Below are 18,658 nucleotides of genomic sequence, written 5' to 3'. Positions count from 1 at the left end.
TTGTTAACGATCCTGACAAACGAGCGATTGATGTTTTAAGGGATCTGTTATTTCCGCGGGAATGGTAATTGAACATTGTGTTTTACCGTTCCAAATTACATTTAATGATTCATTAAGGTTAACACCCGCAATATAAACAAGGCCTTCTTCCATCACCATACCAATACTTTCCCCTTTTTGATTGGTGACTTCCGCACCAAAAGGAGGGTATTTATTATCAGTTGTCTGTAAGACAGCCATTAAGCGTTCACCTTGACGAACCGGAAATTGGTAATAACCAATGGCACCTTCTGTTAAGGTTGTTGAAGCAATGGCTTTACGCGTTTCGATATCTTGATCCATCTTATCGACGTCAATACGTGCATCAACATTGTTATAACTTGTTAAGTCGGTTAGTACACCAATGCCGAAGCGGTTCGTAGTCGTGCTTTGACCATTAAAGGGCACCCCTGCAACACCATCAGTATCCACCATTATTCTTGCGGTGCTAGAGGTCATACTGCTACTGTGTAATGCAGCTCCATAACGAGTAGCAGTAAAACCGCCTTTTATCGTTGCGCCCACGGCTAAGTAATTATCTTGTTGATAGCTTGCATTGGCATTGATTTCTGCATACTGGGAACGATGTTGATAATAACCATCGGTATTGGCTTTCTTATCCGAACTTAAGCCTGCTCTTATGCGCCATAAATTATTATAATCGCGATTATCAGCATAAGAGGCCATTTGTGTCACTTTGCCATTGTTATCTTGCAAGTTATAACCAATATTGCGACCACTTCCTAATGGTAGTGAAATATTAAAAGAGAGCGTATCGTCAGTATTCCCTTTATATTGGGTACGAAATGCTGACAAGTTGGTATTGATTTGCTCAATCCCCATAATGGAAAAATTACGACTTACTGTGACACCATACTGCTCTTGAGTATTTTTATCCCAGTAATTTTGGTGGCGATAAGAGAGATAGAGGGTGGTCGATTTCTCTGCATCATCTGCCCAAAAAGTTTTATTACCGGTAATGGTGTACATTTCTTTTTCATAGCCATTATTATTGATGCCGTTATAACGCTCATCAATATACTGAGAAAAAGAGCGAAATGTTTTTTCTGAGAAACGATAACCTGCAAAAGTAATGGTACTGTGGTACTCATCAAAAGTTTTTGCATAGTTTAGTTTAAAAGACATCCCATTGATTTTTTCATTATCATAGGTTTTGCTATAAGACTGTGTAATATCACCAGAAAGGGTACCAAAACGTCCCATATCATGGCCGATACCTAAAGACCATGCGTTATAATCTTTAGCGGTAAGTAAAGCACCACCATAGAGAGACCATGTATTATTCATTCCCCATGAAAAATCCCCTTGATAGAAAATAGGGCCTTGCATTTTATGGTTGTTCACAGATGACTGTCCCAGTGAGGTATTAAAACGCACAGATCCTGGGCGAGTCATATAAGGCAAATTAGCGGTTTGCACTTGAAATTCGTTAATCTTACCATTTTGCTCTTCAACTCTAACATCGAGTTGACCCTGTACGGTATTTTGTAGATGGTTAATCACGAAAGGGCCAGCAGGTACGGTTGTCTCATAAATTAAACGTCCATTTTGGGTTACCGTCACTTTTGCATTGGTATTGGCGATGCCATGAATTTCAGGTGCATAGCCTTGGAGAGAAGGGGGTAACATTCTCTCATCGCTTTGTAAATTGGCTCCTGTAAAACGGAAACTATCAAAAATTTGAGAGTTTAAATAAGTTTCCCCAACCGTTAGTTTGGCGGCGAGATCTGGTAATGGCTTATAGGCATAAATTTGGTTCCAATCAAAACGATTGTTAGATGAATATTCAGAAGAATAATTGCCTTGATATTCAGCTCGTAAACGCCATTCACCCAAGTTTAATCCCGCTTGACCATAACCAGTTAACGTATTGTTATTATTGCCTTTATTAGGGCGAGTTGACGTTCCTGTTAATGTATAATCAAAAATAAGCCCAGAGACTCCGCTATCCCAAAGCTCCGGAGGAGTCCAATCAGATTCTTCATATTTCATTAATGAGCGCGGTAACGTGATATCAAGTACACCACCATCATTTTTAATCGAGATACCGGGTAATTGGCTAATATCAAAACAATCTGGTGATATTTGTTTGATATATTTTTGGTTTTCTTGGTTGATTGTTAACTTTTTTAAAAGAGTAGGGTCGATACAAGCCACGGAATGATTATCTGCTACTTCAATATAATTAATATTTTGGCGAGGAAAGTCGCGACCATTTAGACGAATATCTAAATAGTACATACCCGGAATGATATAATTTGAGGTAGAAAAACGTGAAAGGTCGACATTATCGCGATCTTCCGCGTCTAGCATATGAATGTTAAATTCCACAGAATCGTCCTGCTCTGCTTGTGAGAAAAACGCCAAGCTTAATAGCAAAGTCGCACAAATGGTCTTCCATATTGTGTGGGGTGAATAAGGAATTAACATGAATAAACGCCTAATTATTATATTAAATAAAAAGTAATTAAATAATAAATATTTATTTAATTACTTTTCATTTTTATTAAATTGAAGTGTTTTATTGAATTTAACGCAGAGGAAATCCTCTGCGTTTTCGCAGTAATTACTTATTTATTAATTTAGATATTTAAATCAATATGATTACTGATAATCAACTTGGAAGTTGATAACGGCTTGGAATTCACCTGGCGTTACTTTAGCGTCAGCTGATTCAGCTTGAACATAAGCAACGAATGGGATTTTAGATACACCGTTAATTAATTGTACTGGTGTAGTTGCAGTATTCCATTTAACTGCTTTACTACCCGCATCCATTAAGCCAATACCTGCGCCAGATGCGTTACCAGAAACAAAAGAGGCTAAATCTTTATTTACAGCGTTAACAACACTTGGTGTATAGCTAACTGTGGCAGTTTTCGCTACAGTTGTATCACAGTCTTGTAATTCAATATCTTTTTTGATATTTCCTGCTTTTTGCTGATTTGCTAATGCAGAAGTTGGAATTTCACTGAAATCAACAATTACAGGGCTTGAAGATGCTGCTAATCCACATGCTGAATTAACAATTTCACCTTTTAATTGAATTTCGCCTTTAGTTGAACTTACTTTTGGTGCAGGCGTTTCATTTTCAGCTGTAGCAACAGAATTAATACCAAATACTAAAGCCGCAGCCAAAGCAATTTTACTCAGTTTCATTATAGATGATCCCTTGAAGGTAGTACGTATTATTATTGACTAAAAATAAAAATAGTATTGATGTCCAAATGTAAAAATTGATGTACATTACATTTTTCATCAAGTCGGATAATGACTGGTTTATATGATATCAGTAAAAATACTATCAGTGATATAAGATTTTGTTAGTTTGTGCAATTTTCATATTTTAATCTATAAATTCCTTTTTAATAGTTTTTTATATAGAAATATTCTCTTTATTACTCCTAATACGGGTAAAAAAGTTTATATGGCAGAGAAATTTAATAGATATGATGATTAACATTATATTAACGTTATAAACTATGCTGTTATTAACATAACTTTAAAAAAATTAATAAAACTAATAATAAAATATAATAAAGTATATTTTTCAGTTATTTATAAGCTTTGTTTGTAACTATAAAGTTAATTTTTATAGATAAATAAGATTTTTGTAAGAAATTAATAACAAAATGAATAGTAAATAGTGAGATAATGATTAAGTATTTATATTAATATTTTCTTATATATAACCTATTCCAATGTACTAAAAATAGCCTTATTGGTTGTTTTTAAGTCAAATTACTCATTCTGTGAGTGGTTTTAGATTAATTTGTTATTTTTTTTAACATGAGTAATTTAACTATTTTTAATAAAAAAAGTATTAAAATAGTAACATTTTTTATCAAGTTCGCAGTAAAACCCGTCCTTCAAGAGGGGGAGGATACCAAGTTATGGCACGGTATAGAGAGGATTATGCTGCTAAAATTGTGGTTAGATGAATAAAAAACGAGGGTAGTAAGCCCCTAAAAAGAGGCTATATAATTGACAACTAAGATGAAGAGGGGGTTCCTACGGAGCGAGGCGGTAATAAAGCAGTATTGGCTGAATCGTCTTTTTCGTCTTTCGATAGGATCTTATTTTTACTCTCTTTTGCTTGTAGGTATCCCTCTAAACTGAGTTGATAGCGACGAATATTTTCAACATAACGATAAGCTTCATGTCCTCTCGCATAACCATAGGGAAGATCTAAATAGTATTTCTTTTGGCTGAGCAAAGGTAACCGCGCTTTTACATCTAACCAGCTATTAGGATTGGCGCCTTGCTGTTCGGTTAGCTTTCTTGCATCTAACATATGACCATATCCCATGTTATAAGCGGCAAGTGCAAACCAGATTTTTTCATCATCAGGGATAGTATCTGGTAGGCGAGAAAGAAGATGTTTTAAATATTGTGCACCTCCTTTGATACTTTCTTCAGGATCTAACCTATCTGTTATACCCATACTTGACGCAGTTGGACGTGTTAGCATCATTAAGCCTCTTACACCTGTCGGTGACGTGGCATGGGGATCCCAATGTGATTCTTGCCAAGCCATTGCTGCTAATAAACGCCAATCAAAAGTCTCGGCATATTTTTCAAACAGAGGTTGATAATTAGGTAATATTGAGTCAATGGCGGTAATAAAAGAGAGTGTATCAAAGTAGTCAAATGAACCAACATGACCAAAATACTTCTCTTCTAGTCTTGCGAGCACATCGTCTTGGGAAAGTTGATTGAAGTAATCCAACATGGCTGCATACAGACTATTATCATCTTGATTTGGTAAATACCACGTTAATGGACGACTTTCCGTCACCTCAAAAGCGACTGCAACATTAGGGTGAATGCGTTGTTGTACCGCGACGCTGATTGAATCGGCTAGTACATAAGTTATTTTACCTTCAGATAACTCTTCAAGTAGCTGTGATGTCGTTTTAGTTTCTGACTCTTCCCATTCGAGTTCAGGATATTGCGTTTCTTTTAATGTTTTTAATAAGCTGGCATGAGCTGAACCGGCTGCGACGACAAGGCGCCCATTAAGCTCATCAAAACGACGAGGCCTCAATGTGCCTTTACGATAGATCAGTTGTTGAGAAACTGAGAAATAGGCTGGCCCACTTCGTGTCGTATCTAGCCTTTCTTTATTATAAATTAATCCAGCGGCAATAAAGTCTGCTTTATTATTCTCCAGATCATCAAAGAGTTGGTTGATATTCGTCCGCATATTAACGACAAGTTTCACGCCAAGATAATCAGCAAAGCGTTTCACTAATTCATAATCGAAACCTACGGGGTCCTTTTTATCATTTATCGTTATCAGTGGTGAAGGGATAGTACTCACTCTAAGTTCACCACGAGATAAAATCTTATTTATCTGCGCTTTTTGCCTGTCAGGCCAAGTAATATTCAGTGCAATAATCGCGGCTGAAAATAGCGCTATGATAACGATAACGAAATAGTTAATCCTTATATTGTTCAATAGGTTGGTTCTCGTTAACGTTGTTTTTTATTGTGTGTAAAGTAGTCATTTAAACATGGATAAATTTCCAGTAATCGACCATTTTGCTCAACATTTTGCTAAGACGCAACTTGATTACACCAATTAATGATGAAAACACGCTAAGTTAAATGCTGTTATTTTGTTCACGCAAACGGTTTCGTCTGAGCGGTTATTCTATTATACTAGGCGCGTTTCCCCTGAATGATTGATCAGGCTAGCTGCTAAAAGAGAGAACTCAATATTATGGAAATCCTGCGTGGCTCCCCCGCTTTATCCGCTTTTCGTATTAATAAACTATTAACTTTATGTCAGGAAAACCAACTTCCTGTCCGTGGTATTTATGCGGAGTTTATCCATTTTGTAAAAGTGGATGGACAGCTATCTGAAGATGAACAAGCTAAATTAAGCAAGTTACTGCACTATGGCCCTTCATTAACAGAGCATGAGCTTGTTGGAGAGATGCGTATTGTTGTACCACGACCGGGAACCATTTCACCATGGTCGACTAAAGCGACAGATATTGCCCATAATTGTGGTTTAGCACAAGTGGTTAGAATTGAACGTGGTATTGCTTATTATATAGATAGCGATACGATGGCCGAAGAACAGTGGCAGTTGTTATACGGTTTTATTTATGATCGTATGATGGAAACAATTTTTACCGATTATCAACAAGTTAATGCGCTATTTGCTGAACAGACACCCACCCCATTAAAAACAATTGATGTTCTTGCTCACGGTAAAGATGCGCTAGTTGCTGCCAATATTGAAATGGGGTTAGCGCTAGCTGATGATGAAGTTGATTATCTAGTAGATGCTTTTAAACGTTTGCAACGCAATCCAACTGATGTAGAACTTTATATGTTCGCTCAAGCAAACTCAGAGCATTGCCGTCATAAAATTTTTAATGCAGATTGGATAATCGACGGTAAAGCGCAAGACAAATCATTATTTAAAATGATTAAAAATACTTTTGAGCAAACTCCTGATTATGTCTTGTCGGCTTATAAAGATAATGCTGCTGTAATGGAAGGCTCCGTTGCTGGGCGTTTTTATCCCGATACGGAAAAAGGGCATTACCGTTATCATCAAGAGCCTGTCCATATCTTAATGAAAGTGGAAACGCACAATCACCCAACGGCAATTTCCCCGTGGCCTGGTGCAGCAACCGGCTCTGGCGGTGAAATTCGTGATGAAGGGGCGACAGGCCGTGGGGCAAAACCTAAAGCGGGTTTAGTCGGTTTTTCCGTTTCTAACTTACGTATTCCGGGGTTTGAACAACCTTGGGAAGAAGATTTTGGCAGACCAGAACGTATTGTCAGTGCACTGGACATTATGACAGAAGGCCCTTTAGGTGGAGCCGCATTTAATAATGAATTTGGTCGTCCCGCCTTATTAGGTTATTTCAGAACCTATGAAGAGCAGGTTAATAGCCATAATGGTGTTGAAATTCGAGGCTACCATAAACCTATTATGTTGGCTGGTGGTATTGGTAATATTCGCGAAGATCACGTGCAAAAAGGTGAGATCTCCGTGGGTGCTAAGTTAATTGTACTTGGTGGCCCATCGATGAATATCGGCCTAGGAGGTGGTGCGGCTTCTTCTATGACTTCCGGCCAGTCAGATGCTGATTTAGATTTTGCCTCTGTGCAACGAGATAACCCAGAAATGGAGCGTCGTTGCCAAGAGGTTATCGATCGCTGTTGGCAATTAGGTGATGATAACCCGATTTTATTTATTCATGATGTCGGAGCGGGGGGGCTTTCTAATGCCATGCCTGAGCTTGTCAATGATGGCGGGCGTGGAGGTCGTTTTGAGTTACGTAACGTTTTAAATGATGAACCGGGTATGAGTCCTCTAGAGATCTGGTGTAATGAGTCGCAAGAGCGTTATGTATTAGCGGTATCTCCAGAAAAAATGCCACTATTTGATGCGCTATGCCAACGAGAAAGAGCCCCTTATGCGGTCATTGGCGAGGCAACACAAGAGCGTGAATTAGTGTTAAATGATACACACTTTGATAATAAACCAATAGATATGCCTTTAGATATCTTGTTGGGTAAAGCGCCGAAAATGTTGCGTGATGTCACATCACATCAAACAGCAGGTGAATATCTCGATCGTAAAGATATCGATTTAAAAGAAGCGGTTTATCGCGTACTTCATTTACCCGCCGTTGCTGAGAAGACGTTCTTAATTACTATTGGTGATCGTAGTGTTACGGGAATGGTTGCGCGTGACCAAATGGTTGGACCTTGGCAAATTCCGGTGGCTAACTGTGCAGTAACAACGGCCACATTAGATAGCTATTACGGCGAGGCGATGTCAATAGGGGAAAGAGCCCCTATTGCACTATTAGATTTTGCCGCATCAGCGCGAATGGCGGTAGGTGAAGCCTTAACCAATATGGCTGGTTGCGATGTACAGTCACTTAATCGTATAAAACTTTCCGCAAACTGGATGGCTGCGGCGGGTCACCCTGGTGAAGATGCGGGATTATATGATGCAGTAAAAGCCATTGGTGAAGAGCTATGCCCACAATTAGGTATTACTATTCCGGTGGGTAAGGACTCAATGTCCATGAAAACGCGTTGGCAAGATGAACAAGGGAAAACGAAAGAAGTTATTTCACCGCTCTCTTTAGTTATCACCGCATTTTCCCGTGTTGAAGATGTACGTAAAACTGTCACTCCTGAGCTTTCTACCCAAGAAGGAAACCGTTTATATCTAATCGATTTAGGTAATGGTCATAATGCATTAGGGGCAACAGCATTAGCTCAGGTTTATCGTCAGCTAGGACAAAAAGCGGCTGATTTACGTGATGTAGAGCAGTTAAAACAGTTTTTTAATGTCATTCAACAATTGGTGAGCGACGGTAAATTACTGGCTTATCATGACCGCTCTGATGGTGGCTTATTTGTGACTTTGGCCGAAATGGCGTTTGCGGGACATTGTGGCCTTAATGTTGATATCAGTGCTTATGACGAAGATATTTTAGCAGGTCTATTTAATGAAGAGCTAGGTGCGGTGTTCCAAATTAAAGGGGAGCATCAAGAAAGCGTTGAAACACTGTTTACTGAACATGGTTTAGCGGATTGTTTACATTACTTAGGGCAAGCAACACCAAGTGATGACATTATTATTCAAAGCCGTGAAACGGAAGTTTACCACGAAAAACGTAGTACATTACGTGTCTGGTGGGCTGAAACGACATGGCAAATGCAACGTTTACGTGATAATCCTGAATGTGCAGATGAAGAACATCGTGCCAAACAAGATAGTCACGATCCGGGATTAAATGTTCACTTAACCTTTGATCCCGCAGAGGATATTGCGGCGCCTTATATTGCTACAGGCAGTCGTCCTCGTATTGCGGTATTAAGAGAGCAAGGTGTTAACTCTCATGTGGAAATGGCAGCAGCTTTTGATCGCGCTGGATTTGATGCTATTGATGTTCATATGAGCGATTTACATACGGCACAACGCTCATTAAGTGATTTTGATGTATTGGTTGCTTGTGGTGGTTTCTCTTATGGTGATGTACTCGGTGCGGGTGAGGGATGGGCTAAATCTATTTTATTTAATCATCGTTTACGTGATGAGTTTGCCCAATTCTTTGCACGTCAAGATACGTTATCACTTGGGGTTTGTAATGGTTGCCAAATGATGTCAACGTTGGCCGAGCTTATTCCGGGGGCAGATTTATGGCCGCGCTTTGTACGCAATCGCTCAGAGCGTTTTGAAGCCCGCTTTAGCTTAGTAAAAGTAACTGATAGCCCGTCGCTATTATTACAAGGTATGGCGGGTTCACAGATGCCAATTGCGGTATCCCATGGTGAAGGTTTTGCTGAATTTCGTGACGCTGCACAATTAGCGCAGTTAGAAGCACAAAATTTAGTAGGATTGCGTTTTGTTGATCACTATGGTCAACCAACAGAGCAATACCCATTAAACCCTAATGGATCAGTAAAAGGGATCACCGCTGTTACCACAACAGATGGCCGCTCAACAATCATGATGCCTCACCCTGAGCGCGTTTTTAGAACAGTGAGCCATTCTTGGCATCCAGAAAATTGGGGAGAAGATAGCCCTTGGATGCGCTTATTCCGTAATGCCAGAAAGCAATTTGACTAATGATGTAATAAAAAAGAGTCAGTGTTATAACCCAAAGCCCCTCAAGTTAGAGGGGCTTTATTTTGTTGATATAAAAGGAAAAAATTATCAATGTATAAAATCGACGACACATCATTTTTTCATTGTCGCCAAAAGGTGACATTTAACTTGTTGAATTTTAATAATTTAATATTTTTTAATTAACGGTGTCTGGAAATGGAGACAGCTTGTTGATTTTTTCGCTATCAAAAATTGGGGCTGTTTTTTATTTTAGTAAGATAAAAATACTTTTTCGTTTAAAATTAATGATTTATGATTTTAATTGAAAAGTTGGCACGCCTTGTGCATTATATTAATCAGTTGCTCATTCAACTTTTTATGTCGGTCCACAATATGGGTGGGAACATACCACATAAGCCAAGAATGACGCCAGAGTAAGGTGCCTACCGTCCAACATCATGATACTCGCCTTCGGGCCTTATCAAACACAGGGCGACACGTGGAGTGAGGCACCACCTTCATTCTCTTTTAGAGAGAAAAGAGATGAATATTGACGAGCGGAATATCTCAGTAAGATATTCCGCTCTCCCATTTCTAGAGCCTGTTGCGTGTTCTCGCTTGTGTTCGTTTTCCTATCTGAATTTCAATGTCGGACTTTTTTCTTGTTATTAAGTCATGTAGCATCGCATTACTCTAATAGGTGTTGAGATGATTTCATTGAAAAAGTGGCGTATTTTCCCCCGATCTTTAAGACAATTGGTTATCATGGCATTTTGGATGGTGCTGTTACCGCTTCTCGTCCTTGCCTATCAGGCTTATCAAAGTTTGGATCAGCTTAGTAACCAAGCCGCTATTACCAATAAAAATGCGTTAGCGGATACCGAGCGTAGCGAGGTGATGCGTAATTTAGCTATTGAAATGGAAGGAAATTATCGACGATATTGTGTATTGCGTGATAAAACTGATGAAGAAATGTATCAACAGCGTTATCAACAATACAGCAAAATGTTCTCTACCTTGCAGCAGACCATCATCCCTCTTTCTGAGTCTAAAGAAGCACAGGCCTTGAATACTTCTTTGAAAACGCTCAAATCAATTCAATGCAAAAATAGTGAACCCACTTCTCAAATGCAACAGGCATTAGAGCAATTTTCTTATGCCAATAACCGCATTGTCGTGTTAACTAAAGAGATTATTTTTAGTCGTGGCGAGCAACTACAAATGGCTATTGCTGAAAAAGGGCGTTATTTTGGTTGGCAAAGTTTAATTGTTTTTGTTTTTAGCCTGATTTTAATTGCCTTATTTACCCGTATGATCATCGGTCCGGTTAAAGGTATAGAAAAAATGATTAACCGATTGGGGGAAGGGCGTACATTAAATAATAACTTGAATTCGTTTCAGGGGCCACGTGAATTACGCTCTTTAGCTCAACGTATTATTTGGTTAAGTGAACGTCTTGCATGGCTAGAATCGCAACGCCATGAGTTTTTACGTCATATTTCTCATGAGTTAAAAACACCGTTAGCCAGTATGCGCGAAGGAACAGAATTATTAGCGGATGAAGTAGCAGGGCCTTTAACCTTAGATCAAAAAGAAGTCGTAGCTATTCTTGATAATAGTAGTAAACAACTTCAATTATTAATTGAGCAATTACTTGATTATAATCGTAAACTTTCCGAAGTACCTCAGCAAATTGAGGAAGTTGATTTAACCACATTAGTGAATGATGTGGTGTTAGCGCATAGTTTACCCGCCCGAGCGAAAGGCATTAAGACGATAATTTCACTTGATCTGAAAAAATGTCGAGCAGAAACGACGTTATTATCAAGAGTTATTGATAATCTCTACTCGAATGCGGTGCACTATGGCGCTGAATCGGGTAATATCTGGATCTCTAGTTATCAAATTGAACAGAAAATAGTTATTGATATAGCCAATAAAGGCACTCCGATCCCTGAATCAGAACAAAAAATGATTTTTGAGCCCTTTTTTCAAGGTTCTCTATTACGTAAAGGGGCTGTCAAAGGGAGTGGTTTGGGGTTAAGTATTGCTCATGACTGTATCAAAAGAATGGATGGCGAGTTAAATATTGTTCATTCTGACTATGCTGATGTCTGTTTTCGTATTGAACTACCGCTACTTTCTGAGAATAAATAATGCATATCAGGTCACAAAAACAGGTGTCTTTTCATCAGTATAAAAAATTAAAGCGAAAGACACTGGCTAATGAGCAATTATCTATGGCCCCTGCATCAATTAAGAGGATCGCTTCACACTGGAAACAGTATCTGTGTTGGATAATGTTGCCTATGTTTCTTGCTGGATGTGCACAAAAATCGCTGACCGAAACTGCTAATATTGAGCCTGAAACCCCCGTTGTTAAACAAAAAACTATCGATTATCGTTGGGCAGAATGTAAAACTTTAGCTGCTTTTTATCATGAAGGGCTCAATAATCCGCTATTTTGGTTACGTACCATTGAGTGCACACAGCGTATTATGTCTACAGAAGCACAACGTCAAGCCAGTAGTGTTATCGTTGCCGGATGGGATGGCGCCTTTTATAAAAGTATTTTATTAGAGCGAGCGGGAATGACGGTTGCTGAACGTCGTGCTCAGCTGGTTTTATTAGAAAGCTATCAATTGCAATTTCCAAGCTCTATGCGTGTTCTATTATCTACTTGGATTGAGAATCAAACGCTTACGCTTGCTCTCGCTGATGAGAAAAATCGTAATCGCCGTTTTGTTACAGAAACGGAAAATAAAATGGATTTGCTGAAAAAACAAAATAATGCATTAGAGCATGAGTTAAATACCACACGTAAAAAACTCGAAAGTCTCACACAAATTGAACGTCAATTATCGAGCCGAAAACAAGGGGCTTCTGTGGATGCTATTTCTCAAGAAGAAGCACTATCTGATGTTCAATCTTCAGATGCGAGTAATGCAGAAAAACCAGCCGATAAACCGATAGCGGAGCAATCCAATAAGTCAACGGCAAGCGAGCAATCGATAACCAAAGAAAATAATGAGGTTTCACAACCTTCGGTATCAGCAGTTAAACCTGAACCACCAAAAGCAGAGCAAGTAAAACCTGATGCGAAAAATACCTCGACAGAAAAAGAGAATAGCGCAACGGTTAAACCTACTGAAACAGGATCTAAATAAGGAGAATGTGCATGGCTGGCCATAAATCAGCGAATCTTTTACTTGTCGATGATGATCCGGGATTATTAAAGCTACTGGGTATGCGATTAACAAGTGAAGGGTTTCATATCGTTACCGCTGAAAGTGGGCAAGAAGCACTTAAACTATTATTAAAAGAAAAAATCGATCTGGTGATCAGCGATTTACGTATGGATGAAATGGATGGTATGGCGCTATTTGCAGAAATACAGCGCCAACAACCCGGTATGCCTGTGATTATTTTAACTGCACATGGCTCCATTCCTGATGCTGTCGCGGCAACTCAACAGGGGGTGTTTAGTTTCTTGACTAAACCTGTTGATAGAGATGCGCTTTATAAAGCTATCGATGAAGCATTAGAATTAGTGACGACGGTATCTGATGAAGAGTGGTCAAAAGATATCGTGACCCGTAGCCCCCAAATGTTACGTTTATTAGAGCAAGCCAAGTTAGTTGCACAATCCGATGTTAGCGTACTGATTAATGGGCAAAGCGGTACGGGTAAAGAAGTCCTTGCTCAAGCAATCCACCGCGCCAGCCCACGAGCTAAAAAACCCTTTATTGCTATTAACTGCGGTGCTTTACCTGAACAATTATTAGAATCTGAACTATTTGGACATGCTAAAGGTGCTTTTACTGGCGCGGTAAGTAGTCGTGAAGGGCTTTTCCAAGCGGCAGAAGGAGGCACTCTATTTCTGGATGAAATTGGTGATATGCCAATGGCATTGCAAGTGAAATTACTGCGTGTATTACAAGAGCGTAAAGTGCGGCCATTAGGCAGTAATCGTGATATTGATATTGATGTGCGTATTCTTTCTGCAACCCATCGTGACTTGCCAAAAGCGATGGAGCGTAATGAATTTCGAGAAGATTTATACTATCGTTTAAATGTGGTGAATTTACGTATCCCCACGTTGAGCGAAAGAGCCGAGGATATCCCTGTTCTTGCTAACCATTTATTGCGCGAATCAGCAAAACGGCATAAACCTTTTGTGCGTAGCTTCTCAACGGATGCGATGAAATGTCTAATGACAGCAAGTTGGCCGGGAAATGTGCGTCAGTTAGTTAACGTCATCGAGCAATGTGTCGCTTTAACGACTGCACCTGTGATTAGCGAAGCCCTTGTCACACAAGCATTGCAAGGGGAAAATACCGCATTACCTACTTTTGCTGAAGCAAGAGGACATTTTGAGATGACCTATTTAAGGAAGTTATTGCAGATGACAAAGGGCAATGTCACTCAAGCTGCAAGGATGGCAGGGCGAAATCGAACAGAATTTTATAAATTGTTGTCACGTCATGGACTTGATGCCAATGATTTCAAAGAATGATCTTTGTAGATAACAAAAATTTTTTTAAACTTGCTTTCTTTAGATAGCAAAGATAGCTGGAGAGACTAATTTTTATGAGTCGTAAATTAAAACTCGCACTTGCTCAGTTAAACTGGGTTGTTGGCGATATTGAAGGCAACTGTGAACGTATGTTAGCCACCGTAAAAGCGCAAGAAGATGCCGATCTGGTTTTGTTTTCTGAGCTTGCGTTATGCGGTTACTCTCCTGAAGATCTACTATTTCGCCCTGATTTCCAACAACGTTGTGAAGAGCAACTGGTTCGTTTAGAACAAGCAAGTAAGAAAACGGCCATTGTGGTTGGGCATCCTTGGTGGCAAAACGGCACTATTTATAATGCACTGTCATTTTTCTATCAAGGTGAGTTACAGGCGCGTTACTTCAAACAACAGCTACCTAATTATGGTGTATTTGATGAAAAACGTTATTTCCAACAAGGAAATGAACGTTGTGTTGTGCCTTTTAAAGGCTATCATTTAGGATTATTAATTTGTGAAGATATTTGGATCAACGAGCCTATTGATGCACTAAAACAAGCGGGTGCTGATCTGGTTCTTTCTATTAATGCTTCACCTTATAGTCGTGAAAAGCCGCATATTCGTACCCAATTAATTAAAGAACATTGCCAAAGAACGCATCTGCCTGTGGTGTATCTCAACCAAATTGGTGGTCAAGATGAATTGGTTTTTGATGGATGTTCTAAAGTCTTTGATGAGCGAGGAACAATCACCCATCGTTTAGCGGCTTTTGATGAGCAAGTGGCTGTGGTGGAGTTTGATGAGTTAACTATCGTACCAATGCAAGATGCGGCACCCGAGCTTTCTCCTGTAGCGCAAGTTTATCAAGCGTTAGTGCTGGCAACGCGTGATTATGTGACAAAAAATGGTTTTAAAGGCGCTATATTAGGATTATCAGGGGGCATCGACTCAGGCTTAACGGTTGCAATTGCCGTTGATGCGTTAGGTAAAGAGAGCGTTCAAGCGGTAATGATGCCATTTCGCTATACCTCAGAAATGAGTATTCACGATGCGAAAGAGCAAGCTGATTTATTAGGTGTTGAGTTTGATACTGTCTCTATTGAGCCGATGTTTGATGCTTTTATGGATCAACTTTCGCCTATGTTTAAAGGTAGCGCTGTCGATACCACAGAAGAAAACCTACAAGCGCGTTGTCGTGCGGTTATTTTAATGGCGATGTCCAATAAACGTCGTCGGTTAGTGCTCACCACGAGTAATAAAAGTGAATCTGCCGTAGGCTACTCGACCTTATATGGTGATATGGCGGGGGGCTTTGATGTTTTAAAAGATGTTCCTAAAACACTGGTGTTTGAACTGGCTAAATATCGTAATACTCTTTCACCCGCTATTCCACAACGTGTGATTGATAGGCCCCCTTCAGCAGAATTAGCACCAGGACAAACAGATCAAGATAATCTACCACCTTATGATATTTTAGATGCCCTTCTTGAAGGCTATGTTGAGCAAGATAAATCTGTTTCTGACTTGGTTGCGGCTGGATTTGATGAAGCCATTGTTCGTAAAGTGGTAAAATTAGTCGATATTAATGAATATAAGCGTCGTCAAGCACCGGTAGGACCGCGTATTACCAGTCGTAATTTTGGTAAAGATCGTCGCTATCCGATCACAAGCGGTTTTGGTCGCCATAACTGGTAATAGCAGGATAATCCGATGAAAAAAATTGAAGCGATAATTAAGCCGTTTAAATTAGATGATGTAAGAGAAGCATTAGCCGAAGTTGGTATCACGGGTATGACGGTAACAGAGGTAAAAGGCTTTGGTCGTCAGAAAGGGCATACCGAACTTTATCGTGGTGCAGAGTATATGGTCGATTTTTTACCTAAAGTAAAAATTGAGATCGTTGTTGCTGATGAAATCGCTGAAACTTGTGTCGATACTATAATGACTACCGCTCAAACGGGGAAGATTGGCGACGGTAAAATTTTTGTTTTTGATGTGAATCGAGTTATCCGTATTCGTACTGGAGAGCAAGACGAAGAAGCTATTTAAAAAATAAATAAGCGTTGTTTATGAAACCTGATGATTATTAGTTTAATTATCGGGTTTTTTTATCTTTATTAATTAATTCTTTTTTATATTATCTCAATAAGTTTATTTATTTACTGATTATCTTTTATAAATTTATAAGTGATAATAAATGATTTGTATTGCTGATAATTATACTCATTAAATAAGTAATATTAATAATTACCTTTCTTTGTTCATAAAATGTTTTTTTATGTTTCACCTATTGTGCTATTTATATCTTATACAAGTCTATTGATGATAATAAACAATTTATTTTACTAAAATTCTCACCTTTTAAGGCACAAAATGTTATTCAATAACTTTTGTAGACAGTTATTATCATCAACTTAAATATTTATTATTCTATGGGTAATATCGTGCTTAGCTATTTATTAAAGCGTTTTGCTTTATTTTTGTTTTTCGCCATGATTGTGGCAATAACAACAGGGTTTATTTTCCTCGATATTTTGGTGCTGAATAATGGTATTTCTGAAACCTCAGCAACCGAACTGGGGCAAGAACTTATTGTGGCTATAATATGTCTTCTTTTCTTTATACCTGCTTATAAACAGCCAGAAATGAGAGGGGGATACACACTGATTATGGGCTTTTTCTTGTGTATCTTAATTCGTGAGTTAGATGGTGTTTTTGACCAATTAGCACATGGTTCATGGGTTTGGTTTGCATTAACGGTAACATTTGTCTGTATAGCGATCGCTATCAGAGAAGGGAAAAAAACATTATATGGCTTAACCCATTTTATAACGCATTCTAGTCAAGGAATGCTTATGGCGGGTTTACTCAGTGTTTTACTATTCTCTCGCTTATTTGGTATGGGGATTTTGTGGGAGAAATTGTTAGGTGAAGACTATAACCGCACAGTAAAAAATATGGTGGAAGAAGGTAGCGAGTTGTTCGGCTATACACTCTGTTTAATTAGTGTTATTTGGTATCGCTATTCGTCTAAATATCATGTTATACCGACATCAATAAAAGTTACTTATTAAATAGTTAGTTGTTTCCAATATAAAAAGCGCTGAATAGTAAAATAATCAGCGCTTTTTCCTTATTATTTAATTTATTCTCTTACCTATTCTGGCTGTTATTGGCTAATAACAGTATGAGGGCCAAAGCACTCATAATGAAGTTTATCGCTTTCAATACCGAGAGTAATAAGTTGTTTAGCGACAGATTGCATAAAAGGTAATGGACCACAGAAATAGAACTGCATATTAGGTATTGATAGCCATTCATGTATCTTGGTTAAATCCATCAACCCTTCAAATTGATAGTCTTTATTGATTATATCTTCAGTACGAGGGAGACGATACCATACGGCTTGTTGATATTGTTCAATTTGCTTTCCTGCTTGTGCGATTTCTTCCTTAAAAGCATGCACGCCACCATGCTCCGCTGCATGTAACCAATTGACTTGTGCTTGGTGAGAAGAGAGAGTGTGCAACATCGCTAACATAGGAGTTAAGCCTACACCTGCTGAAATTAATGTGACAGGCGTTGTTGATGAGATATCTAAATAAAAATCGCCCCCTGGTGCGGCAACTTGTAAGATGTCTCCTTCTTGGATATGGTCATGAAGAAAATTAGATAAAATTCCCTTGTCTTCACGTTTTACCGCAATACGATAGGTTTTATTGTTTGCCGATTGCGTTAAGGAATATTGACGAATTTCTTGATTTGCAAGTTTCTCATCACGAATATAAATACTTAAATATTGGCCTGCACGGTAAGGTGTAACCGCTTGTCCATCTTCAGGCTCTAATTCAAAGCTGGTAATAACCTCACTTTGTTTTACTTTATGCTTAACTTTAAAGTGACGTAATCCTCGCCAGCCTCCAGATGCTTGTTCTTTTTGTTGATAAATTTGCTCTTCCCGATTAATAAAAACATCAGCCAAAACTTGGTAAGCGGCTCCCCAAGCATCAAGCACTTCTTTGCCCGGGTTAAACATTTCATCAATGGTGGCTAATAAGTTTTCTCCAACAATAGGATAATGTTCAGGAAGAATATTCAAACTGGCATGTTTTTGTGCAATTTTTTCTACCGCCGGCAAAATAGCAGGTAAATCCTCAAGGTGCGTTGCATAAGCACATATCGCATTAAATAACGCTTCACGTTGTGCGCCACTGCTTTGGTGGCTCATGGTAAAAATATCTTTTAACTCAGGATGGCGAGAGAACATTCTGTCGTAAAAATGCGCCGTTAACGCGGGGCCTGTTTTAGCAATAAGAGGAATAGTGGATTTAATTGTCGCGATAGTTTGTGCATCTAACATAATTGCTCCTGAAAAATATTCAGTTTAATATGATTTTTATAACATGTATTTTTAATACAACTTATATCTTTTTGCTTTATTTGTAAATCTGAGTTTTTATTTTTTTTAGGAAAATGGGGAAATCTTAGAGA

Annotated in this window: 11 protein-coding genes; 7 read left to right on the top strand and 4 right to left on the bottom strand. The window is 38.7% G+C overall.

Going from position 1 to position 18,658, the window contains the following annotated elements; all coding sequences use genetic code 11:
* Window positions 1-3: 3 nt before the first annotated feature.
* The 3 genes from AACV00_RS11170 to mltF all read right to left on the bottom strand — a co-directional run bounded on the left by AACV00_RS11170 (window position 4) and on the right by mltF (window position 5,521).
* On the bottom strand, window positions 4-2,490 hold the full coding sequence (locus AACV00_RS11170; protein ID WP_036895330.1) for a fimbria/pilus outer membrane usher protein: 2,487 nt from the start codon (window positions 2,488-2,490) through the stop codon (window positions 4-6).
* 174 nt (window positions 2,491-2,664) lie between these two features.
* Window positions 2,665-3,219, bottom strand: coding sequence for a fimbrial protein (locus tag AACV00_RS11165; RefSeq protein ID WP_004248449.1), 555 nt, complete (start codon window positions 3,217-3,219; stop codon window positions 2,665-2,667).
* A gap of 832 nt (window positions 3,220-4,051) precedes the next feature.
* Complete coding sequence (mltF, locus tag AACV00_RS11160) at window positions 4,052-5,521, bottom strand: membrane-bound lytic murein transglycosylase MltF (RefSeq protein WP_004248448.1); 1,470 nt, start codon at window positions 5,519-5,521, stop codon at window positions 4,052-4,054.
* A 264-nt stretch (window positions 5,522-5,785) separates the two neighbouring features.
* On the opposite strand from mltF, the gene purL reads away from it, so the two are divergent.
* The 7 genes from purL (at window position 5,786) to AACV00_RS11125 (ending at window position 17,241) form a co-directional block, all read left to right on the top strand.
* Window positions 5,786-9,676, top strand: coding sequence for a phosphoribosylformylglycinamidine synthase (gene purL, locus AACV00_RS11155; protein WP_036970975.1), 3,891 nt, complete (start codon window positions 5,786-5,788; stop codon window positions 9,674-9,676).
* 687 nt (window positions 9,677-10,363) lie between these two features.
* Window positions 10,364-11,812, top strand: coding sequence for a sensor histidine kinase (locus AACV00_RS11150; protein ID WP_004248446.1), 1,449 nt, complete (start codon window positions 10,364-10,366; stop codon window positions 11,810-11,812).
* 83 nt (window positions 11,813-11,895) lie between these two features.
* Window positions 11,896-12,822 carry a two-component system QseEF-associated lipoprotein QseG gene (qseG, locus tag AACV00_RS11145; RefSeq protein WP_012368133.1) on the top strand — a complete coding sequence of 309 codons (927 nt, stop codon included), beginning with the start codon at window positions 11,896-11,898 and terminating at the stop codon, window positions 12,820-12,822.
* A gap of 11 nt (window positions 12,823-12,833) precedes the next feature.
* Window positions 12,834-14,171 carry a two-component system response regulator GlrR gene (gene glrR / locus AACV00_RS11140; RefSeq protein ID WP_004243867.1) on the top strand — a complete coding sequence of 446 codons (1,338 nt, stop codon included), beginning with the start codon at window positions 12,834-12,836 and terminating at the stop codon, window positions 14,169-14,171.
* Between the two features lie 74 nt (window positions 14,172-14,245).
* Window positions 14,246-15,862, top strand: a complete 1,617-nt coding sequence (locus AACV00_RS11135) for an NAD+ synthase (RefSeq protein WP_063108438.1) — start codon at window positions 14,246-14,248, stop codon at window positions 15,860-15,862.
* Between the two features lie 15 nt (window positions 15,863-15,877).
* Window positions 15,878-16,216, top strand: a complete 339-nt coding sequence (glnB, locus tag AACV00_RS11130) for a nitrogen regulatory protein P-II (RefSeq protein ID WP_004243865.1) — start codon at window positions 15,878-15,880, stop codon at window positions 16,214-16,216.
* Window positions 16,217-16,599: 383 nt separating this feature from the next.
* On the top strand, window positions 16,600-17,241 hold the full coding sequence (locus AACV00_RS11125; protein WP_161679883.1) for a hypothetical protein: 642 nt from the start codon (window positions 16,600-16,602) through the stop codon (window positions 17,239-17,241).
* A 95-nt stretch (window positions 17,242-17,336) separates the two neighbouring features.
* On the opposite strand, the gene hmpA is transcribed toward AACV00_RS11125, so the two are convergent.
* Window positions 17,337-18,527: an NO-inducible flavohemoprotein gene (hmpA, locus tag AACV00_RS11120; RefSeq protein ID WP_004243863.1), complete on the bottom strand. Its 1,191-nt coding sequence runs from the start codon at window positions 18,525-18,527 to the stop codon at window positions 17,337-17,339.
* Between the last annotated feature and the right edge of the window lie 131 nt (window positions 18,528-18,658).

The sequence above is a fragment of the Proteus sp. G3927 genome, assembly GCF_963894685.1.
Taxonomy (GTDB): Bacteria; Pseudomonadota; Gammaproteobacteria; order Enterobacterales; family Enterobacteriaceae; genus Proteus; species Proteus mirabilis.
The sequence above is the reverse complement of the archived record's forward strand: the minus strand, read 5'-3'. Positions and strand labels throughout refer to the sequence as shown.